Origin of the sequence: Kribbella sp. VKM Ac-2569, assembly GCF_004216905.1 — a bacterium.
In the GTDB taxonomy this organism is placed as follows: domain Bacteria; phylum Actinomycetota; class Actinomycetes; order Propionibacteriales; family Kribbellaceae; genus Kribbella.
In genome coordinates this window covers 367,169-391,573 of record NZ_SGXJ01000004.1, presented here as the reverse complement: position 1 = coordinate 391,573, position 24,405 = coordinate 367,169, and the positions used below count along the sequence as shown (strand labels likewise).

Below are 24,405 nucleotides of genomic sequence, written 5' to 3'. Positions count from 1 at the left end.
ACTGGAAGAGGTAAGAAAATGACCCGCACTGTGACCGCCAACATCTCGCTCTCGCTCGACGGCCGGGTGAACGGCGCCGGTGGCGACTACGACATGAGCTGGATCGTTCCGCACGCGATCACCGAGGGCGCTCGGGACCACATGATCCGGGTGACCGGGCCGGCCACCACGGCACTGCTCGGCCGGAAGAACTACGAGGGCTTCGGCGGCTTCTGGCCGGCGGTGGCCGACGACGAGAACGCGTCGCCGCAGGACCGGGCCTTCTCCCGCTGGCTGAACGAGACCGAGAAGGTGGTCTTCTCGACGACGCTGACCGAGGCGCCGTGGCAGAACTCCCGGATCGCCGACGGCGAGCCCGCGGACGTCGTCAAGCAGCTGCGTGACCAGGACGGCGGCGACATCATCGTGCTGGCCAGCTCGAGCGTGATCCGCGCGCTGCTGGCGGCCGACGAGATCGACCGGCTGAGCATCACCCTCGACCCCGAGCTGGTCGGCGGCGGGTCCCGGCTGTTCGAGGACGGCCTGCCGGCCACGTCGTGGAAGCTCACGGACTCGACCCCCACCGAGTCCGGCGCCCTGTGCCTCCTCTACGACCGGGTCCGCTCCTGACCTCCGATTGGCCATCTCGCGCATATTGTCGGACAATCAGACACATTAGTCAGGTTGTCGTAGCGTGGTGGGCACGGCCAAGCGAAGGGCGGACGGATGACCGAGACGCGACAGGGCAGTACGGCGTACGGCGTCGACAGTGAGGTCGGTCCGCTGCGGACGGTGATGCTGCACCGGCCGGGCAACGAGCTCCGGCGGCTCACCCCGCGCAACAACGACAAGTTGCTGTTCGACGGCATCCCCTGGGTCGGCCGAGCGCAGGACGAGCACGACGCGTTCGCCCAGGCGCTCCGCGACCGCGACGTCGAGGTGCTGTACCTCGGCGAGCTGCTGACGGAGTCGCTCAACAATCCCGAGGCCCGGGCCCAGGCGGTCGCCGGCGCGACCGAGGACCTGCGCCTCGGCGACACCCTGCGCGACTACCTGCGGGCGTCGCTCGGCGATCTGGATGCGGCTGCGCTGGCGGAGGCGCTGATGGCCGGCGTACGCAACGACGAGGTGCACGCAGGCGGGTTGGTCACGTCGCTGCTGGCGCACGAGGACTTCCTGATCGACCCCCTGCCGAACCTGCTCTTCACCCGCGACTCGAGCGTCTGGATCCGGGATTCGGTCGCCGTCACCTCGCTGGCGATGCCGGCCCGGATGCGCGAGACGCAGCTGACCGAGCTGATCTACACGTTCCACCCGCGGTTCGCGGGCGCCGACAAGGTGTACGACCACCAGTTGGAGCATGTGGAGGGCGGGGACGTGCTCGCGCTCGGTCCCGGCGTACTCGCGGTCGGGGTCGGGGAGCGGACCACGCCGGCCGGTGTGGAGCGGCTGGCGCGGCGGGTCTTCACGAAGGGGCTCGCGCACACCGTTCTCGCCGTACCGATCGCTCAGCAGCGGGCGACGATGCACCTGGACACGGTCTGCACGATGGTCGACACCGACGCCGTGCTGATGTACCCGAACATGGCGGAGGAGATGCGGGCGCTCGCGGTCACGACCGACGGCGACCAGCTGCACGTCGCGGAGCCCGAGCCGTTCCTGGTCGCGGCGGCGAAGGCGCTCGGCATCGACACGCTGCGGCGGATCGACACCGGCCTGGACCCGGTGACGGCCGAGCGGGAGCAGTGGGACGACGGGAACAACACCCTGGCCCTGGCACCGCGGGTGTGCATCGCGTACGAGCGGACCGTCGAGACCAATGCGCGGCTGGAGGAGTCCGGGATCGAGGTCATCCGGATCTCCGGCTCCGAGCTCGGCTCCGGGCGGGGCGGGCCACGGTGCATGTCGTGCCCGGTCCTGCGGGCACCGACGGCTACGTGAGCCCTACGACACGCGGAGTGAAATCGGGGCTTGTGGCCGACCACCATCCTGAGTACTCTTCATGCCTAGGCCCAGGCCCTGTTGCTCCCCCGTCAGCAGGACTTGGGCCGTCCACGTTCTGGGCGGATTTTAACGATCATGGCCTAGACCACTCTGAGTGAACAGAACGCCCGGCTGATGATTCAGCCGGGCGTTCTGCTGTTCAGCTGTTCAGCGGATGGTGAGCTGGCGGCTGGCGAGGCCGGCGCGGGCGGCGCGCTCCTCGGTGCTCAGCGGGGCCTCGGTGGCGAGGGCCTTCTCCAGCGCGGTGGCGAAGTCGGCGGCCGGCTTCTCGACGTCGGCGGCCTCCGTACCGGCGGGCAGCTCCCAGACCGGCGCGAGGACGCCGAGGGCGCGGAACGAGCCGATCAGGCGGCTGCCGTCGATGAGCGCGGATCCACCGGCGGCGTGCAGCCGGGCGAGCGCGTCGAGCAGCGTGTCCTCGGTGTGCGGCATGACCCAGCGCAGGTAGATGCGGTCACCGATCTGCGTCCAGTACGCCGCCTCGACCGACTCCAGCCGGACTGTCGGAGCAGCCGCGGCGTTCGCGCGCTCCAGGCCGGCCGCGACCTCACCGGTCGGGTCCTCGACGTTCTCGCCGACCCAGTACTCGAAGCCTTCGTGGACCTTGATCTCGATCGGCCTGCTGGTGTCGATCAGGTCCTGCAGCCGCGGGCCGTCCTTCATCAGGTCGCCGACCTGGACCGGGTGGCCCGGGTCGGTCTGCAGCGCAGTGGTGATTGCGTGGCCGAGGTCGCGGCTCGGGTCGCCGGACGAGGCGTGCGTCTGCATGCCGATCCAGATCGTCTCGTCGTCGCGCACCACGCCCGGCATCGCCATCGGCAGCAGGGTGACGAGGTTGATCACCTTGCCGGCGTTCTCACCGGTGAGCTCGACCTGCACGGTGCCGGACGGGACGATCTCGCGGAACGCGATCAGGTCGCACTCCGACGGCAGCCCCTCGAACGGCCGCACCACGAAGGTGTCGGCGGCCTGTGCCCGGTCCTTGCCGTGGCACTGCTTGAATCGCTTGCCCGAACCGCACGGGCAGGGTTCCCGCGGCCCGACGTCCACCAGATCGGCCGGATCGAGTGTGACGGTCGTCGTCGTGTTCTTCGCGCGCTGCCGCGACTTCTTTCCCATAACCCCGCAGTCTTACAGCCGAGGGTATGTGAGGGCCAACTCGCTAGCTCGGGACGATCGCGTGGACCGTGCGGTGGCGGGCGGCGGTGCGGACGTCCCAGCTGGAGGTGAGGACGTCGACGATGGCCAGGCCGCGGCCGCCGACCGACTCCGGATGCGGGTCGGTGATCCGCTGCGGCTCGGTGTCGCCGCGTCCGTCGGTGACCTCGACATGGATCCCGGCCCGGTCGATCCACCACGCGGCCCGCACCTCACCGGCCGGCAGCGGAGGCGCGTACCGGATCGCGTTGGAGAGCAGCTCCGAGAGCACCAACTGCGCGTCCTCACGCGCGCCTTCGGTGACCCGGTAGCGCTTCAGGTAGGCGGCCAGACGGCGTCGGGCGTCCGCTACCGCGGACACTTCATGCGGCAGTACGACGTCCACAACGCTCACGTCGGCGGGCAGGGTCGCAGAGGACAAGCAGGGTCTCCTCGATGATCGGTTCAGCCACCAGAACTTCTCCCCACGATCCCGGCCCGGAAAACACCCGCGGATATTCCGTTACAAAGACGAGCGAAGATCACGCCTAAACACTCGGAAACCGTGATGAAATCGACGGTATTGAACGTTGCAATAACCGCCCGCATTCGCCTCGCTACGTATCCGGACTGCGTGACACAAGCCACACAATTTTGTCCCGGCGTGTCACAAACCCGCAGGTCAGGTACGGCGTCCTACCTCTTCCGACCCTTCGGCGAGGACCCGCAACGCGACGTCGGGACGGTCGCTGATCACGGCGTCGACGCCGATCTCGTGGCAGTGCCGGATGTCGTTCTCGGCGTTCACGGTCCAAACGTGGACCTGATGTCCGTGCTTGTGCGCGCGATCGACGTACTCAGGGTGTGCGCTGACGATCTCCAGGCTTGGTCCGGCGTACGAAACACCGGTCGGTAGCGAGCCGTCCCGGAAGCGCAGCGGGACGCGGTCCATCAGCAGGACGGTGCGCAGGCCGGGCGCGAGCGTACGCATCCGGCGCAGGGAGAGCCAGGAGAAGCTCATCACCCGGGCCGGCGACTCCGTTCCGACCTTCGGATGCGCCCAGCCGAAGCGGTCGAGGGCCTCGATCAGGCGCCGCTCGACCAGCCCGGCGTACCTGGTCGGGTGCTTGGTCTCGATCGCCAGCTCGACCGGCCGGCCCGCGTCCCGCACGGTCGCGAGCAGCGTGTCGAGCGTGAGCACCTTCCGGACGTCGAGACCGGGCAGTTCGGCCTCGTCGTCGAGCTCGGCCCACGGGCGCTTCCAGGAGCCCCAGTCGTACTTCTCCAGCTCGTCGAGGCTCATCGTGGACAGCACGCCACGGCCGTTCGAGGTGCGCTCGATCCGGCGGTCGTGGACGCAGACCAGATGGCCGTCGGCGGTCAGCCGGACGTCGCACTCCAGCCCGTCCGCGCCGACATCGATCGCTCGTTGGTACGCCGCCAGCGTGTGTTCGGGGTTTACGTCGCTGGCACCGCGGTGCGCGACCACCCGTGGGAGCTTCCCCATGGAAGAAACTCTTTCACACGGCAGGTGATGATTGCCGACATGGACATGCGGGCGATCGTGCTGGACGGGCCGGTGGAGCCGGAAGAACTTCGGGTACGGCGGGTCACGGTGCCTGAGCCGCCGGACGGATGGGTGCGGATCAAGGTGGAGGCGTTCGGCCTGAACCGGTCGGAGTACCACCTCCGCGCGGGGCTCGCGACGAACGCGCGGTTCCCGGTGATCCCCGGGATCGAGGCGGCGGGGACGGTCGACCTGGCGCCGGGCGGCGAGTTCACGGCGGGGCAGCAGGTGGTCGCGATGATGGGCGGGATGGGCCGCGAGTACGACGGCGGGTACGCCGAGTACACCGTCGTACCGGCGTCGTCGGTGGTCCCGGTGACCACCGACCTCGACTGGGCGACCCTTGGCGCGCTGCCGGAGATGTTGCAGACCGCGCACGGCTCGCTCCACACCGGCCTCGGGATCGAGCCGGGGCAGGCGCTGCTGGTCCGCGGCGGTACGTCGTCCGTTGGAGTGGCGGCCGCCGTACTGGCGAAGGAACACGGGCTGACCGTCTTCTCGACGACGCGCAATCCGCAGCGGGTCGACGTACTGCGGGAACTCGGTGTCGACCATCCGATCGTTGACGACGGCAACGTTGCGCAGAAGGTCCGCGAGATTCGTCCGAGCGGCGTTCACGCGGCCCTCGAACTGGTCGGGACGAATGTCCTGCCGGACACGCTCCGGGCAACCGCGGTGCACGGCACGGTGTGTTTCACCGGAATGCTCAGCGACTCCTGGACGATTCCGGACTTCTATCCGATCGGATACCTCCCGAACGGTGTCCGGCTGACGGCGTACGGCGGCGAGAGCTCGGACCTGCCCGCGGCCGCGTTCCAGCGGTACGTCGACCTGGTCGCGGCCGGCAAGCTCCCGATCCGGATCGACCGCGTCTTCACGATGGACGAGATCGGCGAGGCGCACCGCATCATGCAGGACGGCAAGGCGGTCGGGAAGCTCGTCGTACGAGTGAGTTGAGGGTCCCGCCACCTGACGGGACCCTCAACGACGACCTCAGGCAGTCGCTTCCTGCAGCTCAGGAGTCCGGCCGGCGGGCCGCGCCAGGCCGTAGTGCTCGCGCAGTGTCGTGCCGGTGTACTCGGTCCGGAACAGGCCGCGTGCCTGCAGGATCGGGATCACCTTGTCCACGAACGCCGCGAGGCCGGACGGGAGCACCGGCGGCATCACGTTGAAGCCGTCGGCCGCACCGGCCTCGAACCAGTGCTGGATCGCGTCCGCGACCTGCTCCGGCGTACCGGTGAACGTGCGGTGCCCGCGCCCGCCGCCGAGCCGGCCGATCAGCTCGCGGACGGTCAGGTTCTCGCGCCGGGCGAGCGTCACGATCAGCGTGTACCGGCTCTTCGCGCCCTCGATCTCGTCCTCGTCCGGCAGGTCCGCCGGGAGCTGCTGATCGAACGGCAGGTCCTCCGGCGACACCCGCAGCGTCTTCGCCAGCTGCAACCGCGCGTACTCCGGCCGGATCAGCTCGTCCAGCTGCCGCTCCAGGCGCTGGGCCTCCTCGACCGTGGATCCGATCACCGGCACGATTCCCGGCAGGATCTTGATCGTCTCCGGGTCCCGCCCGAGCGCCGCCGTACGCGCCTTCAGGTCCCGGTAGAAGTCCTGCGCGTCCTCCAGCGTCTGCTGAGCGGTGAACACCGCCTCGGCGTACCGCGCCGCCAGCCCCTTGCCGTCCTCGGACGACCCGGCCTGAACGATCAGCGGGTGCCCCTGCGGCGACCGCGGCAGGTTCAGCGGCCCGCGAACCTGGAAGTGCCGGCCGACGTGGTCGATCGGCTGCACCCGGTCCTGGACCGCCCAGACGCCCTCGGCCTTGTCCGCGATCGCGGCATCGTCCTGCCACGAGTCCCAGAGCTTGTACGCGACCTCGAGGAACTCGGCCGCGCGGTCGTACCGCTCCGCATGCGCCGGCTGATCTGCCAGATTGAAGTTGCGCGCCGCCTCCGGACCCGCGGTGGTGACCACGTTCCAGCCCGCACGCCCACCGCTCACGTGGTCCACGCTGGCGAACCGCCGCGCCAGGTTGAACGGCTCGTTGTACGTCGTCGACGCCGTGGCGATCAGCCCGATCCGGGACGTGGCGGCCGCGATCGCGGTAAGCAACACGGTCGGTTCGAGCGAACCGGCCGGGCGCCGCCCGACGTTGCCGAACAGCACCGGCGAGTCCGCGAAGAAGATCGAGTCGAACTTGCCGCGCTCGGCCAGCTGCGCCAGGGCCTGGTAGTGCGCCACCGAGGTATTCGCGAACGGATCGGCCTCCGGCAGCCGCCAGGATGCCTCGTGGTGCCCGGTGCTCATCAGGAACGCGTTCAGGTGCAACTGCCTACTCATACCGAAACTCCCAAAGCGTCGAGAAGCCGCGAACGGACCGCGGCGAATCCTGGATCGGCCGCACTGCGCGGCGCCGGCAACGTGATGGTCTCCTCGGCGACGATCCGGCCGGCGTCGAGCACGATCACCCGATCGGCCAGCACGATCGCCTCGTCGACGTCGTGCGTCACCAGCAGTACGGCGGGTTGATGCGCGGCGCACAACTTCCGCAGCAACACGTGCATCTTCAACCGGGTCAGCGCGTCCAGCGCACCGAACGGCTCGTCGGCGAGCAACAGCTCCGGCTCCCGCACCAGCGACCGCGCCAACGCGACCCGCTGCTGCTCACCACCGGACAACTCGTTCGGCCAAGCCTTCTCGCGGCCGGCCAGCCCGACCTCCTCGAGGCTCTGCCGCCCGCGCTCGTCCGCACCGCTCAGACCGAGCATGACGTTCTCGTGCACTCTTGCCCACGGCAACAACCGGGAGTCCTGGAAGACGACCGAGACGTTCTCCGGTACGGCGAGCTCACCGGATCCTTCGACGTCGTGATCCAGACCGGCCAGGGCCCGCAGCAGCGTGCTCTTACCGGATCCGCTCTTGCCCAGCAGGGCGACGAACTCACCCGGTTCGATGTCCAGGTCCACTCCGTCCAGGACGGCGCGGTCGTCGTACCGGCGTACCAGGTCGCGGACCTGAACGGTTACGAGGCCAACGTTCGTCGCCATGACAAGGCCCTCCTCTGGATCAGGCGGACGACCGCGTCGGACAGCAGGCCGAGGATGCCGTAGACGACCAGGCCGACGATGATGATGTCGGTCTGCCCGTACGTGCGGGCCAGTTCCATCATGTAGCCGATGCCGCTGGTGGAGTTGATCTGCTCGACGACGACCAGCGACAACCACGCGCCGGTCACCGCGAACCGCAGCCCGAGCAGGAACCCGGGCAGTGCGCCCGGCAGGACCACGCGCCGGATGAACTCCCACTGCGACAGGCCGACGGTCTGCGCGAGTTCGACGTACCGGCTGTCGATGGTGCGCAGGCCGTTGTGGGTGTGGATGTAGATCGGCACGAACACCCCGAGCAGGATGGTGACGATCTTCATCGACTCGCCGATGCCGAGCCAGAGGATCAGCAGCGGCAGCAGCGCCAGCGACGGGATCGCGCGCTTGATCTGGATCGGCCCGTCGAGGACCGCCTCACCGAGCCGGGACAGGCCGGAGATCAGCGCGAGGACCACGCCCAGCACGATGCCGAACGCGAGACCGATCAGCGCCCGCTGCGCGGACGTCCACAGGTTCGACTGCAGGCGGCCGTCGGCGATCAGGTCGCCGGCCGTGGTCACCACGGTCCACGGCGCGGACAGTACTCGTTGGTCGATCCAACCGGTGGCGGATCCGATGCTCCAGATCACCAGCAGCAGCACCGGGCCGATCGCGGCCCCGAACCTGATCGGCTTCCCGGGTCCGAGACGCCGGCGCCGTACGACGGGAGCCGAGGCCGTGCGCTGCCGCAGTCCGGGCAGCGTGGTCGCGCTCATTTGGCGCCTCCCTTGATCGCGTCCGCGGCCACGGTCTGGAACCGCAGGTCGTACAGGTCCTTGGCCTGGATCACCTTGTTGCCGGTCTCCTTGGCGAGCAGCTCGATGGTCTGCTGCTGACGCTCGATCGCGTCGCTCCAGTCCGCCGGGATGTCCGGGTGACCGGCGTTGTCGACCAGCCACTGCCCGTCGGCGGCGCTCAGCCCCTGGTCCTTCACGTAGTACCCCTGGATCCATTCCTTGGGGTGCTTGTCGATCCAGTTCTGGGCGACACCCCAGGCAGCGACGTACGCGCGGATCGCGGCGGCTTTCGCCGGGTCCTCGAGGGACTCGACCGGACCGTAGAGGTGGCCTGCGTCGTCGCGCAGGCCGTGGTCGATCGTGCCGGCGCCGTCCTTGCCGTACTTCGCCAGATACCGCTTGATCTGTACGCCGCCGATCGGCGCGACGTCGACCTGCTTGCCGGCGAGGGCCTGCGTGTAGACGTCACCGGTGCTGGGCAGCTCGACCAGCTTGACGTCCTCCTTGGTCAGCCCGGCCTTCTTCAGCACCTTCAGGATCAGCGCGCCCTGCGCCTGCCCAGGGCTGTAGGCGATCTTCTTGTCGCGCAGGTCGCCGAGCGTCTTCACCGAAACCCCCGGCGCGATGCCGAGCTTGTAGATCGGGTGGCCGATCGGGTCCTGCCGGAACTTGGAGGCGACGATCTTGACGTGCAGACCGGTCCAGGTCGCGTGGATCGACGGGATCTCGGCGACCGAGCCGAGGTCGAGCGCATGCGCCCGGAACGCCTCGGTGGTCTGCGGACCGCCGCTCAGGTTGGCGAACTGGACGTACTTCGAGACCTTGTCGTACTGGCCCGAGAGCTTCAGGGCGACCTCGGTGGCGGGATCGCCGACGACGATCTTGGCGCCGTCCGGGACCGTGGTCGGGAGCGGAGCGTCCAGCGAGAGCTTGGCGGCGCCGTCCGCGGCAGCATTACTGCCGCAACCGGTGACGAGCGCGAGCAGGGCGAGGGCGGAGAAGAGGCGTTTTCTAGACATGGTGTGCTTTCGCGTAGCGGCCGTCGTGGTAGAGCAGCGGCTCGTGCTCACGACGTTCGGTATGGGTGGCGAGGCGAGCGACGACCAGGTAGTGGTCGCCGACGGCGAAACGGTGCGCGATCTGCGCGCGGAGGAAGCTCGGGGCGTCGTCGAGCGCGGGCTCGCCGGTGGCCAGCCGCGACCAGCGGGTCGGTTCGGCGAACCGGTCGATCCCGCTGGTGGCGAACCGGCCGGCGATCGCGTGCTGGTCGGCGGACAGGAAGTTGATCACCACGCTGCTCGCCGTACTCACGGTCGGCCAGCTGGAGGCGCTGGTCGCGATCGCGAACGAGACCAGCGGCGGCAGCAGGCTGATCGAGACCAGCGAAGTGGCGGTGAAGCCGACGGGACCGTGCCCGGCGTCCGCGGTGATCACCACGACGCCGGCGGCGTGGCGACGAAACACGGAGCGGTAGACGTCGGCGTCCACCACCCGTTCCTCGGATCGATCGGGTACTACGGCCAGTGCAGGACGATTCAGGGCAGGTACAGACATGTCTCTCCCTCGGAACGGGGCAGGGACCACAGGTGATGTGTGTGAGAGGCGTGATCAGACAGGCCTCATGCAGGCGGCAATGAGAGAACGGGTCACCGACAGGTGGCGCTCGCCGTCCGCAGCAGATCGATGACGCGACGGCGGGTGAGGAGTGTCGTCGTCATGTCAGCTATCTTCGCATCAATGTCTATCGGCTAACTAGACAATCTCGGGATCCGGACTCACACCGGAAAGCCGCGGTGCGTTCTACTTACGTGATGACTCGGGAGAAGGTCGGGTTGCCGCCGTTCCAGGCGCTGATCGACGCACACTGGCGGGATGTCGCCAGGCTGGCGCGGGCGATGGCCGGTCAGGACGGCGACGACGTCGCGCAGCGCGCCTGGGAGAAGGCGTATGCGGCGTACCCGGCGCTGACCTCGGCGAAGAACCTGCGCAGCTGGGTCCTCACCATCACCGCCCGGTGCGCGACCGACGTACACCGGGCGCGGAAACCGCAGCGCCCGCTGGACGAGGCGCCTCCGGTCGCGGTCGACGGACCGGAGGCCGCGGCGTGGCCGGATCCCGACCTGTGGCGGGCGGTCAACGAACTCCCGGAGCGGCAACGCTTCGCGATCACGCTCAAGTACGTCGGCGACCTGGACCACCACGGCGTGGCCGCCGCTCTGGATACCACGCCCGCCGCGTCGCGCCGGCTCGTCAGCGACGCGCTGGCGACCCTGCGCACGAAACTCGGAGTACACGATGACTGATCTCGAGAGCCGGCTGACCCGGCTCAGCACCACTGACCTGAAACCACCCGTCCTGCCCGACGCCGACGTCGCCTACACACTGCACGACACCCCGATCGGGACGATGCTGCTCGCGATCACGCACGGGCTGGTCGTCGCCAGCTCGTTCGACGACGAGGAGACGATGACCACGCGGCTCGCCCGGGCCGTCTCGCCACGGGTACTACGGCAGCCTCGGCCGCTGGACGACGTACGACGGCAACTCGATGAGTACCTGTCCGGCAGTCGTCACGCCTTCGATCTGGAGGTGGACCTCGCGCTGGCGACACCGTTCCAGCGACTTGTGCTCACGGATCTGCCGACACACACCAGGTACGGCGCGACGACGACGTACGGAACTGTTGCCGCCGACATCGACAAGCCCAAGGCGGCGCGCGCGGTCGGTACGGCGCTGGGCGCGAACCCGGTCTGCGTCGTCCTGCCCTGCCACCGGGTCGTCGGCGCGAACGGTGCGCTCACCGGGTACGCCGGGGGCCTCGACGCAAAACGATTCTTGCTGAATCTCGAAGCAAAAAGCTGAGTTTTCCGGAATTGCCGGGAATGGTTTTACACTCGATGAAATAAGGAGCAGATCCCCAATGTGGAGTGGGGATCTGCTCCTGTTGACATGTCAGGAAGTTGCCGGCTGGTGGATCTCCAGGATGAGCCGGCGACGACCGCCCCAGTCACGTTTGTAGACCTTGTAGTCGTCGATTCCGGCGGCCGCGCAGAGCCGGCCGTAGCTGATCTCGTCGTGGATGAAGTGCACGCTGCTGTGGTCGTCGTCGTGCTCGGTGGTGACGATCCGGTGCTCCGGGCCCTGCCGCATCCCGTTGGCGATCTCGGCCGCGGTCGCCGGTCCCCAGACCGGGCCCTCGATGATCGCGATCCCGCCCGGCTTCAGCACCCGGGAGATCTCGCAGATCGTGGAGATCTGCTCGTCCTCGGCGAACAGCTCGTGGAACGCCGTCCACAGGCAGATCACCGCGTCGAACGAGTCCCATTTGTACGGCAGATCGGTCATCGAGCCGATCGCCCAGTCGATCGCGAGCTCCTCCTCGGCGGCCTGCGCGCGGCCGGCCTCGAGCAGGTTGGGCGAGATGTCCAGCCCGCGCACGACCTTGCCGGCGCGGCGCAGCGGCAGCGCGATTCGCCCGTACCCGCAGCACAGGTCGAGCACCGACTCGCGGCCCTCCAGCAGCTCCTGCACCGCCTTGACGATCAGCGCGTCCCGCTCGGGCGACGTACGCGCGGCCAGTCCGTCGGCACCGAGTTCCGCATACTCGGCCCGACTACGCAGTGCGGAGTTCAGCATGACCGCAAGTATCACGGTGATCACGGGTCAGTTCCAGTCACGGTTCGGAAAGCAAGCGGTAATCGCCGTACTCTCGCGCCTCCGCCACGTGCTTACCCACACTCAAAGCATGACGACGTACGACGACCTGCAGGCGCTTTTCCTCAACTGCACACTGAAACGATCACCTGAGCCCAGCAATACCGAGGGCCTGGTGGACGTGAGCCGGAAGATCATGGAGAAACAAGGTGTAGGGGTCGACGTGATCCGCGCCGTGGACCACGACATCGCAACCGGCGTCTGGCCGGACATGACCGAACACGGCTGGCCGACGGACGCCTGGCCGGCGATCCAGGAGAAGGTGATGGCCGCCGACATCCTGGTGATCGCCGGTCCGATCTGGCTGGGCGACAACAGCTCGGTCACCAAGCAGGTGATCGAGCGCCTGTACGGCAACTCGTCGGTCCTCAACGAGCACGGGCAGTACGCGTACTACGGGCGGGTCGGTGGCTGTCTGATCACCGGGAACGAGGACGGCGTGAAGCACTGCGCGATGAACGTCCTCTACTCGCTGCAGCATCTTGGATACACGATCCCGCCGCAGGCGGACGCCGGCTGGATCGGCGCGGCCGGCCCTGGGCCGTCGTACCTCGACGAAGGATCCGGTGGTCCGGAGAACGACTTCACGAACCGGAACACCACGTTCATGACCTGGAACCTGTTGCACCTGGCAAGGATCCTGAAGGACGCCGGCGGGATTCCTGCCTACGGCAACCAGCGCTCCGAGTGGGACGCCGGCTGCCGCTTCGACTTCGAGAACCCCGAGTACCGCTAGGCGGTCGGCCGGCGACCGATCCGGCCGAGGAGAATCGCCGCGACCATCGAGACGATGATCGAGGTGTACGTCGCGCCGAGCCAACCCGGCACCGGTTGGTGATTGAAGAGTGCCTGCTGGATCTTCGTCCAGAACGGGGACCAGCCGGAGACCGTACCGGGGTTCACCAACTGGTAGGCGACGAAGCCGATCAGCCACGCGGCGGTCGGTTGCCAGCGGAACTTCGCCGTACCGGAGACGTCCCACTTCATCTTGCTGACCACGAAGAAGTCCGCGATCGCGACCGCGAACAACGGGATGAAGACCGAGCCGATCAGGTACAGGAACTGGGTGTAGTTGCCCAGGTTGATGAACAGCGCGATGCCGGTGGCAATCACTCCGATCGCAACCGAGATCCAGCGGCGGTCGATGTGGCCGATCAGATTGTGCGCGGACTGCGTGGTCGAGTAGACGTTCGCGTACGCCTCGTCGACCTCGTCCACCAGCAGCACGAGCAGCGCGATCGCACCGGCGGGCAGCGTGACGAGTGCGGTGATCACGTCCTCGCTGTTGGTCTGCAGCGTCGCCACAGCGACGACACCGAGCGCGTAGTACGCGATCGCCGCCAGGCCGTAGCCGAGTGCGGACCCGGAGAACGCGGCCTTGTTGGTCCGCGAGTGCCGCGTGTAGTCCGCGGCCAGCGGCGCGAACGACACGACCCCGGCAGCGGCGAGGTCGACAGCTGGCCAGAAGCCGAACACGCTGTCCTGCGGCAAGGCGTGCGTCGGCTTGCTGAGCACCTGCACGAACAGGTACACCGACGCGAGTAGCACCAGCCAGACCATGAACTTCCGCAGGATTTTCACGCTGCCGAGCGGACGAACCGCCATCGCGGTCGCGATGATTCCGGCGAGTACGACGAACAGCCAGCGCCACCGCTCACTCGTGACCGCAACCGCGGCCTGCGAGATCACGATGATCTCCATCGTCGCCCAGCCGACGTTCTGCGCGATGTTCAGCACGGTCGGCGCGATCGAGCCGCGGCGCCCGAACAGACCGCGCAGGCTCGCCATCGCGGGCGCACCGGTCTGCGACCCGAACACGGCCGCGCCGCCGAGCACCAACGCACCGATGCCACAGCCGACGACGACCGCGAGCAGCCCCTGCCAGAGCGAGCCCGTATACGCCGCCACGAGCGCACCGGTCACCGGACCGAACAGCGAGATGCCGAAGTTGCCCCAGAGCGTGAACTGGTCGAAGAAGCCGAGCGTGCGCGGCGCATCGGTGGTAAGGACGAGCGGCGCCTCGGTGGTACCGGCAGGTCGAACAGCTGTATCGGTCATGAGTGACCCCAATCCCTACGCCGGCATTACCCGGTCAGGTTCAGGCGGTCGGCGACCCAGCTGTCGCCCTCTCAGCCCGCGCATCCTCGGTGCGAGCTCCCGCATAGGTTTGTGTTGCTGCTGAGAGTTTAACTCGTCAGCTACTTTGCGGGAGTGCGGCTGCTCGTTCTATGAGAGCGGCCAGCTCCGGGCCGTTCGTGATGACCGGCATGTGGGCCCCGGAGTCCAGCGTGCGGGCCTCGCCGTGGCTGAGTTCGGCGAGCCGTTCGACCCATTCCGCCGTACACAGCAGGTCGTGCCGGCCGCGGACGAGGACGACCGGCGCTTGGACGTGGGGCATGACCGCAGCTAGGTCGTGGTGCCTCGACGCTTCGCCGGCGCGGGCGATCGACGGCAGCGTCGTACGGGCGTATTGCGGACTGATCCGGACCAGCTTCGGCGCGTCCGGGATGGCCGAGCCGACGAGCCGGACCGCTCGGTCGACCCAGCTCGAGAGCCGGACGTCGCCGGTCGGCGCGGCGAGTACGAGCGCGTGGGCCAGCTCGGGGTAGCGGATCGCCATCTCGACGACAATCTGACAGCTCGCGGAGTGGCCGACCAGCACGGACCGCTCGCGGATCTTCTCGGCCAGCGTTACCGCGAGGGCACGGGGGTGCAGGTCCTCACGGCTGCCCGCTGGTTCGCCGTACCCGGGCAGAGTGACCACGTGGTACGGCGTGACGAGGTGCTCGACCGTCCGCGCATACGACTCCGGGCCGAGGCCCAGGCCGGGCACGAGGACGACAGGTGCGTTCACTCCCAGGGAGCCTTGGCCGGGGCGCCCTTGACGACCGGGTTCGGTACGTCGGGCTTCAGCTCGCGGTACCCGAGGAAGAGGCCGAGGGCGAGGATCAGCAGACCGAACCCACCCCAGCCGTACGCCGTCGGCAGCCGGTGCACCGCGTCGTCGCTGGCACCGAGACCTGTGGACAGCACCATGAGCAGCCAGACCAGGATCGGCACCACGGCGACCGCGACCAGGAGCAGACCGGCCAGCTCGGCCGGGTCGGGCCGACCACCGGCCTTGCGGCGGGCCAGCACGTCGCGGATCCACATCACCAGCCCAGCCGTGCCGACGACCACGAGCAGCAGCTGGCCGATCGCGTCGAGCACGTCGGTGCGGAGCGGGTGGTTGAGCGGCGAGCCCGGCGCCTGCGAGATCTCCCGGAGCGCGACGCGCTGGACGGAGACGACCAGCAGCCCGTAGATCACGGCGATGAACGCGGCGAGGCCGACGACCCGAGCGGCACGCGGGTCACGCGAGTGCTCCCCGCGGCCGTACGTCGGGAGCTCATGCGGCTCCGGGCTCGCGGGAGCGCCGTACGGTGCACCAGGACGGTAGACCGGCGGCTGGTGGTACGCCGGGTTGCCCTGCGCCGGTGGCTGCGTTCCGTAGGCCTGCGGCGGCGCATACGGGAACTGCTCCGGCGGGGCGGACTGACCGGCGCCGTACGTGCCGCCGCCGTACGGCGTGGGTGGCGCGTAGTGCTGCTCCTCGCCAGACCCCTGCTGCTCGGGTTGCTCGTCCCTGCCGTACGTCGGGAAGTCCTGTGACGACATCGAGTGCTCCCTCCCGTCGTACCTAGCTTCTCAGGTCGCCTTGACCGTCGGCCAGGCGTTCGGCAGGCAGCCGGCCAGACCCTTGGTCTGCTGCATCATCACCGGCGCGGGGGTCTTCGGCGTGGTGCAGGTCGAGTGCCCGTGGCCGAGCGCGTGCCCGACCTCGTGGTTGACCAGGTAGCTGCGGTACAGGTCGACCTTCCCGTTGTATGCCGGGATCGCGTAGAGCCACCGCTTCGCGTTGAGCACGACGCGGTCCTCGACGCGGCAGGAGACCTCACCGCCGGTGTCGAGCGGCAGACAGAGCTTGTCGGTCAGGGTCGGCGTGGCGAGGATGATCCGGAGGTCGGCGTCGACGCGGTCCGTGCGCTCGAAACTCACCTCGTGCACCGCCTGCCAGCCGCGCGGGTCCGTCAGCGTCTTGTGGATGGCGGCCGCGACCGCGGCACCGTTCACCGACACCCCTTGCTCGATCTCCACGCGGTACGTCATCTTGTCGCGCACACCGGTCGCCTTGTTGAACCCAGGCACCACGGCCAGCTTCCCGGTCGACACCAGCACGTTCGGCTTCGCACCCTTCGGCTTGCGCGTCAGGGTCGGTGCCGGTCGCAACGGAGTGGTGAACTTCTGCGTCGGCGTGGCAATCGGAACCGGCGTCGTCTTGGGCGTGACCGAGGTCACCGGTGTTTCCTGAGCAACGTCGTTGACTCCCGCAACCGCCTGCGCCGCCAGGCTGTTCCGGTGCGCCACATCCGGATGCGCCACCACCACAGTCCCCAGCACCGCCAACGCAGTCACCACAAGCCACTGCCCCTTGTACGACTTCCGCCGACTGTGCCGCCCACCCCGACGCCGCCCAGACGTGTGTCCGCGCTGGCCGCTCCTCCGGGTGGTCATGACAGTTGACCCTACCGATACGTGCCAGAGCACGAAAGCCCGGTTTCGTTAAGCCGTCCTGGTGCGCAGGAATTTTCCGAAGTGGGGGACGGTGAAGGCGACGGTGCCGCGTTCGGCGGAGAAGACGAGGCCTTTCTTGATCAGGCCGTCACGGGCGGGGGAGAGGGACTGGGGTTTGCGGTTGAGGGTGCTGGCGACCTCGGCGGTGGGGACGGAGCCGTCGTCGACGCCGATGCCGAGCTCGGCCATGGCGCGCATGTACTCGCGTTCCGCGGGGGTGGCGCGTTCGTAGCGGGAGCCGAAGAAGCCGACGGTCAGCTCGGCCGATGCCTCGGGGCCCGCGACGGCGACGTCCTTGATGGTGATGGGCGAGGTCGGCGCGTGGTCCCAGGTCGAGTGCGCGAACGCCTGCACGAAGTACGGGTACCCGTCCGTCTGCGCGTACAGCTCGTCCAGCGCCTCCTCGTCGTACTGCACGCCTTCGCTCTCCGCCGGCACCATGAGCGCCCGGTCGCACGCCTCCCGCGCCAGGCGGTCCACGCGGATGTAGCGGAACAGTCGCTCGGAGTACGACTTGCTGGCCGACAGTACGGCGGGCAGATGCGGCAGGCCCGCGCCGACGACGACCAGCGGCGCGCTCTGCTGCGAGATCTCGTGACAAGCGGCGCACAGTGCGGACAGGTCGTCCGTACTGATGTCCTGCATCTCGTCGATGAACAGCCCGACCCCGACGGTCAGATCACCCGCGAGATCCGCGGCGTCGGTGAACAGCTCGATCAGGTCCATCTCCAGGTCACCGGAGTCGGCCCGGCCCTTCGCAGCGGCCACATCCACCGGCGGGTGCCAGCGGATCCCCTTCCGGTCGTTCGCCGCCGTACGCAACGCGAAGGCCTTCAGTACGGCGCTGAACTGGTCGACCTTCTCGTCGTCGCGGTGCCGGTGCCCCAGCTCCCGCATCGCGGTGTGCAGCGCCTGGGCGATCGGCAACCGGATGCTCTGGTCCGGTCGCGCCTCGATCTTCCCGGTGCCCCACGCCCGCTTGATCGCTTGCGAACGCAGTGTGTTGAGCAGCACCGTCTTACCGACGCCCCGGAGACCGCTGAGCACCAGGCTCCGCTCCGGTCTGCCTGCCGCGACCCGTTCGAGTACCACCTCGAACTGCCGCACCTCGGTGTCGCGTCCGGCCAGCTCAGGCGGCCGCTGACCGGCGCCGGGCGCATAGGGATTCCGGATCGGATCCATGCTTTCACTGTATGAGGCCGTCTAGCGTTTTCCGTAGATTGACCGATCAACGGGCAGAGCGTGTCGCGACAGATCTCTACGGCTTTCTAGTGAAATCACTAGAAACCGATAGACACCACGAGCGACCTCAAGACCACTATGGTTCCGGCATGGTGGAGTGGGTTCCGCAGGCTGGTGCGTTGTACGAGCGGGTGCACCAGCAGTACGTCGGCGGTGCGCGCAAGCTCGAGTCGCTGATCAACGAGCTGATCGGCGAAGAGGAAGGCATCAACTACCTGACCGCCACCGCGCGGGCCAAGGATCCCGAGTCGTTCCTCGCGAAGGCGTCGAAGCCGCATCCCGACGACCCCACGAGACCGAAGTACGACGACCCGCTGAACCAGATCACCGACCTGGTCGCGGCCCGTGTCATCACGTTCCTGGTCGAGGCGGTGGATCGGGTCTGCGAGGTGATCGAGGAAGAGTTCGAGATCGTCGAGCACACCGACATGGGCGCGCACACCCGGGCGCAGGGCGTCTTCGGGTACGCCAGCAAGCACTACCTGGTCCGGCTCAACGATCACCGCCGGGAGCTGCCGGAGTACGCCGTACTGAAGAACCTGGTGATGGAGATCCAGGTCCGGACGGCGGTCCAGCACGCGTGGGCCGAGTTCGAGCACGACATCCGGTACAAGCTGGACATCCCGCCGGACCGCAAGCCCGAGTTCGACCGGCGGTTCCTCCTGGCCGCCGCGTTGATGGAGCTCGCCGACAACGAGTTCACCGAGATCGACCGGCTGTACCGCGAGCTGGCCGCGACCGCGTCGGACAAGGCGCCGCTGGACCTCACGACGGCCACGCTGACGACGTACCTGACCCGCCGGTACCCGGACGCGCCGCATGCGAAGACCACGCACTACGCGTGGATCCTGGGCGTCCTGCTCCGCCTCGGTGTCACCACCGAGGAGCAGCTCACCGAACTCCTCACAGGTATCGACAGCGAAGCAGTGCAGGCAGCAATGACGCACCGAGCCCCGGCCGGCACAGTACGACGCCTCGACGACGACCTGCTCGCCGCCAAGGGCCCTGCCTACCTAGACCTGTTCCCCGACGAGGAACGCCGCCAAAAGATCCTCCGCGGCCGACTGAAAGCACTGGTCCGGGCCGAGATCATCCAGCCCTGACGAGGTCCTCCGCCGTACGACGTGCCCACCGGGACGTGGTGATCAGCCCCAGCACCAGTACCAACGCTCCGCAGCTCGCGATGATGTACCAGCAGAGCAGGGCGGCGTTGACGAAGCCTGTTTCGAAGGAGCCGACCAGGCGGGCTGTGAGAACGGTGCCGGCGACAGCGACGCCCAGTGAGGCGCCGACTTGGCGGCTGGTGGAGGCGATGGCTGCGGCTACACCTGCCTGGGCTCGCGGCATACCGGAGACGGCTGCATTAGTAATAGGTGCGTTCAGCATGCCGAAGCCGAGTCCGAAGACCAGGTAGCTGATCAGCAAATGCACAGTGGCAGTAGTAGTGGTCAACTGCGACAGCAGCAGCCCGGACGCGGTCAGCATGGTGCCGGCCACCACTAGTGGCACCCGTGGACCTCTGTGGCCGACCAGCCAACCGGACACCGGTGCGAACACCACGGTCATCGCAGCCATCGGCAACGTGAGCAGACCGGCGTGCAGCGCAGTGAAACCACGCACCGACTGCAGGTAGAGCGAGTTGAGGAACAGGAACGCCGACAGCGCCGAGAACCCGCACACCGCGATCAGCGTGGCTCCTGAGAACGGTGCACTCCGGAAGAACCGCGGCTCCAGCAGCGGCTGCTCTCGACGACGTTCGTAGTACACGAGCGTCACCAATGCCACCACGCACACCACGAAGCACCCGATGATCAGCGGCGACCCCCACCCGGCGGACCGCCCCTCGATGATCCCGTACGTCAGACCACCCAGCAGCAGTACGACGAGCACCTGCCCGACCGGATCCATCCGCCGCGGCACGGCCGCCCGCGACTCGGGCACGAAGAAAGCAGTCATCAGTACGGCGGCCACCGCGACCGGCACGTTGATCCAGAAGATGAACCGCCACCCGGCCGCGTCCACGAGGGACCCGCCGACGACCGGACCGACTGCCATGCTCAGCCCGACCACACCGCCCCACACACCGATCGCCTGCGCACGCTCGCGCGGGTCCGTGAAGGTGTTGGTGATGATCGACATCGCCACTGGGTTCAGCATCGACCCGCCGACGGCCTGCAGCACCCGGAACGCGATCAGCAGGTCGACGCTCGACGCGACTCCGCACAGCAACGACCCGATCCCGAAGAGCACCAGCCCGACCTGGAACGTCCGCCGCCGCCCGACGCGGTCCGCGGTCGACCCGGAGACCATCAGCAGGCTGGCCAGCACCAGCGTGTAGGCGTCGATCGTCCATTGCAGCTTCGCGACCGAGGCCCCGAACTCGGACCGGATCGCCGGCAGCGCCAGGTTCACGATGGTGGAGTCCAGCCCGACGATGAACAGGCTGGAGCAGCAGATCCCGAGGACCAGCAACCGTCGCCTGCGGCTCAGCTCCTGCACCCGTCTCCCCTCGACGCCCTGCTCTGCACTGTACAAACCGGCAACGTTTCCGGCAGTGTCTCTCACCAGGTGGGAGGACGGTCCGGACCGGTAGCCGAAAACGGTTTGACGGACTGTCGGCGAGGCCGCCTACGCTTGATCCATTCGCCTGGTCAGGTGCCTTCTTTCAACCCTTCTATGCCTCCTTGTGAGACGTCATGTCTTTGCGCCTTGTCCCGTTCGCCGACCCGGGTGTGCCGGACACCCGATCCGGCCTCCGACTCATCCTCTGGCTGGAGCACCAGCAACTGCGTGGGCAGATCCTCGCGGTGTTCTGGGGCCTCGTCTATTTCGGCGGCATCGCAGCCGCTCCGGTCGCCGTCGGTCTCGCCGTTCAGGCGGCGATCGACCTGTCCTGGCCCAAGCTGATGCTGGCCGGTGCGCTCCTGCTCGCCTTCGGCGCGGCCAAGGCCGGCGCCGACTCGTACTTCCACAAGGCCGTGGTCACCAACTGGATCAGTACGGCCTCCCGCCTGCAGCAGCTGTTGTTCCGCAAGGCCGCGGAGCTGGGCTCGCTGCTGACCCGCCGGATCGCCGCCGGCGAGGTGGTCGCCGTGAGCAGCGGCGACGTCGAGAAGATCGGCTGGTTCGTCGAGGTCCTCGGCCGGTTCGTGGCCGCGCTGCTGACCTGTTTCGCCGTCGTGATCGGGCTGCTGTTCTACGAACCGCAGCTCGGTCTGGTGGTCCTGATCGCCGTCCCGGTGCTCGCGTTCTCGATCGTCCCGCTGATGGGTCCCGCGGAGCGCCGCGCGGACGAGCAGCGGGCCAAGGGCGGCCGGGCGACCGAGCTGGCCGCCGACACCGTCGCCGGACTGCGCGTGCTGCGTGGCATCGGCGGTGAGCAGCTGTTCCTGGAGCGGTACCGCGACGCCTCACAGGAGTACCGGAGCAGTGCGGTCCGCAGTGCCCGGATGTGGTCGCTGATCGCGGCCCTGCAGGTGCTGCTGTTCGGTCTGTTCCTGGTGCTCATCGTCTGGATGGGTGTCCGGCTGGTGACGTCCGGCCACATCTCGGTCGGCGAGCTGGTCACGACGTACGGCTTCATCACGTTCATGCTGGTGCCGCTGCAGACGTTCGAGGAGACCGCGAGCGCGTTCATCTTCTCGAAGGTGTCCGCGCGCCGGGCCGCGCGCGTGCTGTCGTTGCAGCGGACGGACGAGACCAAGGGGACCGCTGCGGCCCAGCTGCCGGAGGGCGACGTGCTCGACCCGGTCACCGGGCTGCACGTCCCGGCCGGAAGCTTCACCGCGGTCGTCAGCGGCAACCCGGACGCAGGCGGTCTCCTGGCCGACCGGCTGGGTGGCCACAGCCCGTCAGCCACCGACGAGGCGTCCGTGCTGCTCGACGGTGTCGCACTGGACGACATCCCGCTGGAGTCGGCGCGCACCGTCGTACTCGTGCAGGACAAGGACCCGGTGCTGTTGTCGGGGACGGTGCGCGAGCTGTTCGACGTACCGGCCAGTGGTGCGGTCTCACCCGAGACGGCGCTGGACGCGGCGCAGTGCGCGGACATCCTCGACGTACTGCGGCAGACGCTGCCTGCTGGTGAGTCCGATGCGATGAACGCAGTGCTGACCGAACGCGGGAGGTCTCTGTCCGGTGGCCAGCGGCAGCGAGTGGCATTGGCGCGCTCGCTGTACGTCGACCCGCAGGTGCTGGTGCTCGACGAGCCGACCAGTGCGGTCGACGCGCACACCGAGGCGCGCATCGCGGACGGTCTGCAGTTGCTACGCGCCGGCCGGACCACGGTGGTGTTCACGTCCAGTCCGCTGATGCTGGACCGGGCAGAGCGGGTCGTGTTCGTGCCGGAGGGCCACGTCGACGCGGTCGGCACGCACCACGAGCTGCTGCACACCAACGCGCGGTACCGCGCCGTGGTGACCCGTGAAGAAGAACCGAAGTTCGAGGAGTTCGCGTGAAGCGCCCGGAGTACGACCCGGCAGCCCCGCAGGAGGTAGTGCGGCTCCCGGTGGCCAGCAGCGCGACCGTCCGTGCCTACATCAAGGAGCTGTTCCGCCGGCACCGGCGCCAGTTCCTGTGGCTGACGCTGGTCAACACGGTGGCAGCGCTGAGCGGCATGATCGGCCCGTGGCTGCTCGGCAACGTGGTGCAGAAGCTGTCCGAGGGCCACACCGACGTGGACCTGCCGTACGTCGTGATCGGCTTCGTCATCGCCCTCGCGGTGCAGACGGTGTTCATACGGCTGACCCGCTTGCGCGGTGCGGTGCTCGGCGAGGAGATGCTCGCCGATCTCCGTGAGGACTTCCTGGTCCGTGCGGTCGGGCTGCCGCCGGGCGTGCTGGAGCGCGCCGGGACGGGTGACCTGCTGTCCCGGATCACCACGGACATCGACCGGCTGTCGCACGCGATGCGCGACGCCGTACCGCAGCTGACGATCGCGATCATCTGGGCGTCGCTGCTGATCGGCGCGCTGATCGTGACCGCACCGGCGCTGGCCGTGGCAGTGGTGATCGCGGCGCCGATCCTGATCATCGGCGGCCGGTGGTACTTCCGCCGCGCACCAGCGGGATACCGGTCGGAAGCGGCCGGGTACGCCGCGGTCGCCTCGGCGCTGGCCGAGACGGTCGACGCCGGCCGGACCGTCGAGTCGCACCGGCTCGGTGGCCGCCGGATCGCCGTGGGCGACACCCGGATCGGTCAGTGGGTCGCCTGGGAGCGGTACACGCTGTACCTGCGGATGGTCCTGTTCCCGGTGATCAACATGACCCACACGGTCGCGTTGGCCGCCGTACTGGTCATCGGTGGCGGTTTCGCGATCCAGGGCTGGCTGACAGTCGGTGCGCTGACCACGGGTGCGCTGTACATCCAGATGCTCGTCGAGCCGGTCAACATGATGATCCGCTGGTACGACGAGTTGCAGGTGGCACAGGTGTCGTTGGCACGGCTGGTCGGCGTCCGTGAGGTGGAGACTGCCGCGACGACGAGCGAGGACGAGCCGGACGGGCGGACGGTGCTGGCCGACGACGTGCGGTTCGGGTACCTGGAGGGCCGCGACGTACTGCACGGGGTCACGTTGACGGTCGAGCCAGGTGCTCGCGTGGCGCTTGTCGGGCCGTCTGGTGCAGGTAAGTCGACGCTGGGCCGTTTGCTGGCCGGCATCTACTCGCCACGCGTCGGTGACATCACCTTGGGTGGTGCGGCGCTGGACCGGATGTCTGCCGAGCAGGTCCGTAGTCACGTTGCCCTGGTCAACCAAGAGCACCATGTGTTCGTGGGCAGCGTGCGGGACAACCTGCGGCTGGCCAAGCAGGACGCGTCCGACGCGGATCTGTGGGCGGCACTGCGGTCGGTGGACGCCGACGGCTGGGTGGCCGGGTTCGACAACGGGCTGGACACCGAGGTGGGCTCCGGTGGGGTCTCACTGACGCCGGCCCAGGCGCAACAGGTCGCGCTGGCGCGTCTGGTCCTTGCTGACCCGCACACGCTGGTCCTGGACGAGGCGACCTCGTTGATGGACCCGCGGGCGGCCCGGCACCTGGAGCGGTCTCTGGCGACCGTACTGGAGGGCCGGACCGTGGTGGCGATCGCACACCGGCTGCACACCGCGCACGACGCCGACGTGATCGCGGTCGTCGAGGACGGCAAGATCGTCGAGCTGGGCCCCCACGACGAACTGGTCGACGCCCAGGGCGCGTACGCCGCGCTCTGGCACTCCTGGCACGGCGACCGATGACGGGCGGGGGTGTCCGGCGGAGCACCGTCGGACACCCCCTGGTCG

The 24,405-nt window shown here is 68.4% G+C and carries 24 protein-coding genes and 1 riboswitch; of the genes, 9 read left to right on the top strand and 15 right to left on the bottom strand.

The genetic code is table 11. The features are described from left to right. The first annotated feature begins 18 nt into the window (after nt 1-18). Together EV649_RS28365 and EV649_RS28360 are read left to right on the top strand one after the other, a co-directional pair. Entirely contained in the window at nt 19-609 is a 591-nt protein-coding gene (locus tag EV649_RS28365) for a dihydrofolate reductase family protein (protein ID WP_130386659.1), read from the top strand. A gap of 96 nt (nt 610-705) precedes the next feature. Beyond that, nucleotides 706-1,920 (top strand): arginine deiminase, encoded by a 1,215-nt coding sequence (locus EV649_RS28360; protein ID WP_130386658.1) that lies wholly within the window; start codon nt 706-708, stop codon nt 1,918-1,920. A gap of 210 nt (nt 1,921-2,130) precedes the next feature. Here EV649_RS28360 and EV649_RS28355 read toward each other — a convergent pair whose 3' ends face one another. From EV649_RS28355 to EV649_RS28345, 3 genes are all read right to left on the bottom strand, one after another. Then, on the bottom strand, nt 2,131-3,102 hold the full coding sequence (locus EV649_RS28355) for a DUF5926 family protein (RefSeq protein WP_130386657.1): 972 nt from the start codon (nt 3,100-3,102) through the stop codon (nt 2,131-2,133). Nucleotides 3,103-3,145: 43 nt separating this feature from the next. Next, the gene (locus tag EV649_RS28350; RefSeq protein WP_130386656.1) at nt 3,146-3,562 is read right to left on the bottom strand and encodes an ATP-binding protein; all 417 of its coding nucleotides are present in this window, start codon (nt 3,560-3,562) and stop codon (nt 3,146-3,148) included. Nucleotides 3,563-3,802: 240 nt separating this feature from the next. Beyond that, nucleotides 3,803-4,627, bottom strand: a complete 825-nt coding sequence (locus tag EV649_RS28345) for a glycerophosphodiester phosphodiesterase family protein (protein ID WP_130386655.1) — start codon at nt 4,625-4,627, stop codon at nt 3,803-3,805. Nucleotides 4,628-4,666: 39 nt separating this feature from the next. Between EV649_RS28345 and EV649_RS28340 the strand changes: the two genes are divergently transcribed. Continuing rightward, nucleotides 4,667-5,644: a zinc-binding dehydrogenase gene (locus EV649_RS28340; RefSeq protein ID WP_198682742.1), complete on the top strand. Its 978-nt coding sequence runs from the start codon at nt 4,667-4,669 to the stop codon at nt 5,642-5,644. Nucleotides 5,645-5,680: 36 nt separating this feature from the next. On the opposite strand, the gene EV649_RS28335 is transcribed toward EV649_RS28340, so the two are convergent. From EV649_RS28335 to EV649_RS28315, 5 genes are read right to left on the bottom strand one after another with little or no spacing between them, the layout of a single operon-like run. Beyond that, on the bottom strand, nt 5,681-7,018 hold the full coding sequence (locus tag EV649_RS28335) for an LLM class flavin-dependent oxidoreductase (protein WP_130386654.1): 1,338 nt from the start codon (nt 7,016-7,018) through the stop codon (nt 5,681-5,683). Beyond that, the gene (locus tag EV649_RS28330) at nt 7,015-7,725 is read right to left on the bottom strand and encodes an ABC transporter ATP-binding protein (protein WP_130386653.1); all 711 of its coding nucleotides are present in this window, start codon (nt 7,723-7,725) and stop codon (nt 7,015-7,017) included. The genes EV649_RS28335 and EV649_RS28330 overlap by 4 nt, the downstream gene beginning before the upstream one ends. Further along, a complete protein-coding gene (locus tag EV649_RS28325; RefSeq protein ID WP_130386652.1) occupies nt 7,701-8,537 on the bottom strand; it encodes an ABC transporter permease in 837 nt (278 codons plus the stop codon). The genes EV649_RS28330 and EV649_RS28325 overlap by 25 nt, the downstream gene beginning before the upstream one ends. Next, on the bottom strand, nt 8,534-9,577 hold the full coding sequence (locus EV649_RS28320; protein WP_130386651.1) for an ABC transporter substrate-binding protein: 1,044 nt from the start codon (nt 9,575-9,577) through the stop codon (nt 8,534-8,536). The genes EV649_RS28325 and EV649_RS28320 overlap by 4 nt, the downstream gene beginning before the upstream one ends. Then, on the bottom strand, nt 9,570-10,112 hold the full coding sequence (locus tag EV649_RS28315) for a flavin reductase family protein (protein ID WP_130386650.1): 543 nt from the start codon (nt 10,110-10,112) through the stop codon (nt 9,570-9,572). Before EV649_RS28315 ends, EV649_RS28320 begins: the two co-directional genes overlap by 8 nt. 257 nt (nt 10,113-10,369) lie before the next feature. Here EV649_RS28315 and EV649_RS28310 point away from each other — a divergent pair, with 257 nt between their 5' ends. Then, on the top strand, nt 10,370-10,861 hold the full coding sequence (locus tag EV649_RS28310; RefSeq protein WP_130386649.1) for a sigma-70 family RNA polymerase sigma factor: 492 nt from the start codon (nt 10,370-10,372) through the stop codon (nt 10,859-10,861). Further along, nucleotides 10,854-11,420, top strand: coding sequence for a methylated-DNA--[protein]-cysteine S-methyltransferase (locus EV649_RS28305; protein WP_130386648.1), 567 nt, complete (start codon nt 10,854-10,856; stop codon nt 11,418-11,420). The genes EV649_RS28310 and EV649_RS28305 overlap by 8 nt, the downstream gene beginning before the upstream one ends. Nucleotides 11,421-11,510: 90 nt before the next feature. On the opposite strand, the gene EV649_RS28300 is transcribed toward EV649_RS28305, so the two are convergent. Next, complete coding sequence (locus EV649_RS28300) at nt 11,511-12,194, bottom strand: class I SAM-dependent methyltransferase (RefSeq protein WP_130386647.1); 684 nt, start codon at nt 12,192-12,194, stop codon at nt 11,511-11,513. A 109-nt stretch (nt 12,195-12,303) separates the two neighbouring features. Between EV649_RS28300 and EV649_RS28295 the strand changes: the two genes are divergently transcribed. Then, a complete protein-coding gene (locus EV649_RS28295; protein WP_130386646.1) occupies nt 12,304-13,008 on the top strand; it encodes a flavodoxin family protein in 705 nt (234 codons plus the stop codon). Here EV649_RS28295 and EV649_RS28290 read toward each other — a convergent pair. The 5 genes from EV649_RS28290 to EV649_RS28270 all read right to left on the bottom strand — a co-directional run bounded on the left by EV649_RS28290 (nt 13,005) and on the right by EV649_RS28270 (nt 18,068). Then, nucleotides 13,005-14,330, bottom strand: coding sequence for a cytosine permease (locus EV649_RS28290; RefSeq protein WP_130386645.1), 1,326 nt, complete (start codon nt 14,328-14,330; stop codon nt 13,005-13,007). The genes EV649_RS28295 and EV649_RS28290 overlap by 4 nt on opposite strands. Beyond that, a riboswitch (TPP riboswitch) is annotated at nt 14,326-14,443 on the bottom strand. Its footprint overlaps the gene before it by 5 nt. 23 nt (nt 14,444-14,466) lie before the next feature. After that, entirely contained in the window at nt 14,467-15,126 is a 660-nt protein-coding gene (locus EV649_RS28285) for an alpha/beta hydrolase (RefSeq protein WP_130386644.1), read from the bottom strand. Next, nucleotides 15,123-15,929, bottom strand: coding sequence for a hypothetical protein (locus tag EV649_RS28280; RefSeq protein WP_130386643.1), 807 nt, complete (start codon nt 15,927-15,929; stop codon nt 15,123-15,125). The genes EV649_RS28285 and EV649_RS28280 overlap by 4 nt, the downstream gene beginning before the upstream one ends. A 30-nt stretch (nt 15,930-15,959) precedes the next feature. After that, nucleotides 15,960-16,826, bottom strand: a complete 867-nt coding sequence (locus tag EV649_RS28275; RefSeq protein ID WP_130386642.1) for a DUF3152 domain-containing protein — start codon at nt 16,824-16,826, stop codon at nt 15,960-15,962. A 48-nt stretch (nt 16,827-16,874) separates the two neighbouring features. Continuing rightward, nucleotides 16,875-18,068: an ATP-binding protein gene (locus EV649_RS28270; RefSeq protein WP_130386641.1), complete on the bottom strand. Its 1,194-nt coding sequence runs from the start codon at nt 18,066-18,068 to the stop codon at nt 16,875-16,877. Nucleotides 18,069-18,217: 149 nt separating this feature from the next. Between EV649_RS28270 and EV649_RS28265 the strand changes: the two genes are divergently transcribed. Further along, complete coding sequence (locus EV649_RS28265) at nt 18,218-19,231, top strand: (p)ppGpp synthetase (protein ID WP_130386640.1); 1,014 nt, start codon at nt 18,218-18,220, stop codon at nt 19,229-19,231. Here EV649_RS28265 and EV649_RS28260 read toward each other — a convergent pair. Beyond that, nucleotides 19,218-20,627 carry an MFS transporter gene (locus EV649_RS28260; protein ID WP_130386639.1) on the bottom strand — a complete coding sequence of 470 codons (1,410 nt, stop codon included), beginning with the start codon at nt 20,625-20,627 and terminating at the stop codon, nt 19,218-19,220. The genes EV649_RS28265 and EV649_RS28260 overlap by 14 nt on opposite strands. Nucleotides 20,628-20,824: 197 nt before the next feature. On the opposite strand from EV649_RS28260, the gene EV649_RS28255 reads away from it, so the two are divergent. Then, nucleotides 20,825-22,585 (top strand): ABC transporter ATP-binding protein, encoded by a 1,761-nt coding sequence (locus tag EV649_RS28255; protein ID WP_130386638.1) that lies wholly within the window; start codon nt 20,825-20,827, stop codon nt 22,583-22,585. Beyond that, nucleotides 22,582-24,360 carry an ABC transporter ATP-binding protein gene (locus EV649_RS28250; protein WP_130386637.1) on the top strand — a complete coding sequence of 593 codons (1,779 nt, stop codon included), beginning with the start codon at nt 22,582-22,584 and terminating at the stop codon, nt 24,358-24,360. The genes EV649_RS28255 and EV649_RS28250 overlap by 4 nt, the downstream gene beginning before the upstream one ends. Nucleotides 24,361-24,405 lie beyond the last annotated feature (45 nt).

What these genes read in the sequence shown, in the direction of transcription:
- EV649_RS28365 (WP_130386659.1), top strand. Translation starts at nt 19, where the DNA reads ATGACCCGCACTGTGACCGCCAACATCTCGCTCTCGCTCGACGGCCGG.
- EV649_RS28360 (WP_130386658.1), top strand. Translation starts at nt 706, where the DNA reads ATGACCGAGACGCGACAGGGCAGTACGGCGTACGGCGTCGACAGTGAG.
- EV649_RS28355 (WP_130386657.1), bottom strand. Translation starts at nt 3,102, where the DNA reads ATGGGAAAGAAGTCGCGGCAGCGCGCGAAGAACACGACGACGACCGTC.
- EV649_RS28345 (WP_130386655.1), bottom strand. Translation starts at nt 4,627, where the DNA reads ATGGGGAAGCTCCCACGGGTGGTCGCGCACCGCGGTGCCAGCGACGTA.
- EV649_RS28340 (WP_198682742.1), top strand. Translation starts at nt 4,667, where the DNA reads ATGGACATGCGGGCGATCGTGCTGGACGGGCCGGTGGAGCCGGAAGAA.
- EV649_RS28335 (WP_130386654.1), bottom strand. Translation starts at nt 7,018, where the DNA reads ATGAGTAGGCAGTTGCACCTGAACGCGTTCCTGATGAGCACCGGGCAC.
- EV649_RS28330 (WP_130386653.1), bottom strand. Translation starts at nt 7,725, where the DNA reads ATGGCGACGAACGTTGGCCTCGTAACCGTTCAGGTCCGCGACCTGGTA.
- EV649_RS28325 (WP_130386652.1), bottom strand. Translation starts at nt 8,537, where the DNA reads ATGAGCGCGACCACGCTGCCCGGACTGCGGCAGCGCACGGCCTCGGCT.
- EV649_RS28320 (WP_130386651.1), bottom strand. Translation starts at nt 9,577, where the DNA reads ATGTCTAGAAAACGCCTCTTCTCCGCCCTCGCCCTGCTCGCGCTCGTC.
- EV649_RS28315 (WP_130386650.1), bottom strand. Translation starts at nt 10,112, where the DNA reads ATGTCTGTACCTGCCCTGAATCGTCCTGCACTGGCCGTAGTACCCGAT.
- EV649_RS28310 (WP_130386649.1), top strand. Translation starts at nt 10,370, where the DNA reads ATGACTCGGGAGAAGGTCGGGTTGCCGCCGTTCCAGGCGCTGATCGAC.
- EV649_RS28305 (WP_130386648.1), top strand. Translation starts at nt 10,854, where the DNA reads ATGACTGATCTCGAGAGCCGGCTGACCCGGCTCAGCACCACTGACCTG.
- EV649_RS28300 (WP_130386647.1), bottom strand. Translation starts at nt 12,194, where the DNA reads ATGCTGAACTCCGCACTGCGTAGTCGGGCCGAGTATGCGGAACTCGGT.
- EV649_RS28295 (WP_130386646.1), top strand. Translation starts at nt 12,304, where the DNA reads ATGACGACGTACGACGACCTGCAGGCGCTTTTCCTCAACTGCACACTG.
- EV649_RS28290 (WP_130386645.1), bottom strand. Translation starts at nt 14,330, where the DNA reads ATGACCGATACAGCTGTTCGACCTGCCGGTACCACCGAGGCGCCGCTC.
- EV649_RS28280 (WP_130386643.1), bottom strand. Translation starts at nt 15,929, where the DNA reads ATGTCGTCACAGGACTTCCCGACGTACGGCAGGGACGAGCAACCCGAG.
- EV649_RS28275 (WP_130386642.1), bottom strand. Translation starts at nt 16,826, where the DNA reads ATGACCACCCGGAGGAGCGGCCAGCGCGGACACACGTCTGGGCGGCGT.
- EV649_RS28270 (WP_130386641.1), bottom strand. Translation starts at nt 18,068, where the DNA reads ATGGATCCGATCCGGAATCCCTATGCGCCCGGCGCCGGTCAGCGGCCG.
- EV649_RS28265 (WP_130386640.1), top strand. Translation starts at nt 18,218, where the DNA reads ATGGTGGAGTGGGTTCCGCAGGCTGGTGCGTTGTACGAGCGGGTGCAC.
- EV649_RS28255 (WP_130386638.1), top strand. Translation starts at nt 20,825, where the DNA reads ATGTCTTTGCGCCTTGTCCCGTTCGCCGACCCGGGTGTGCCGGACACC.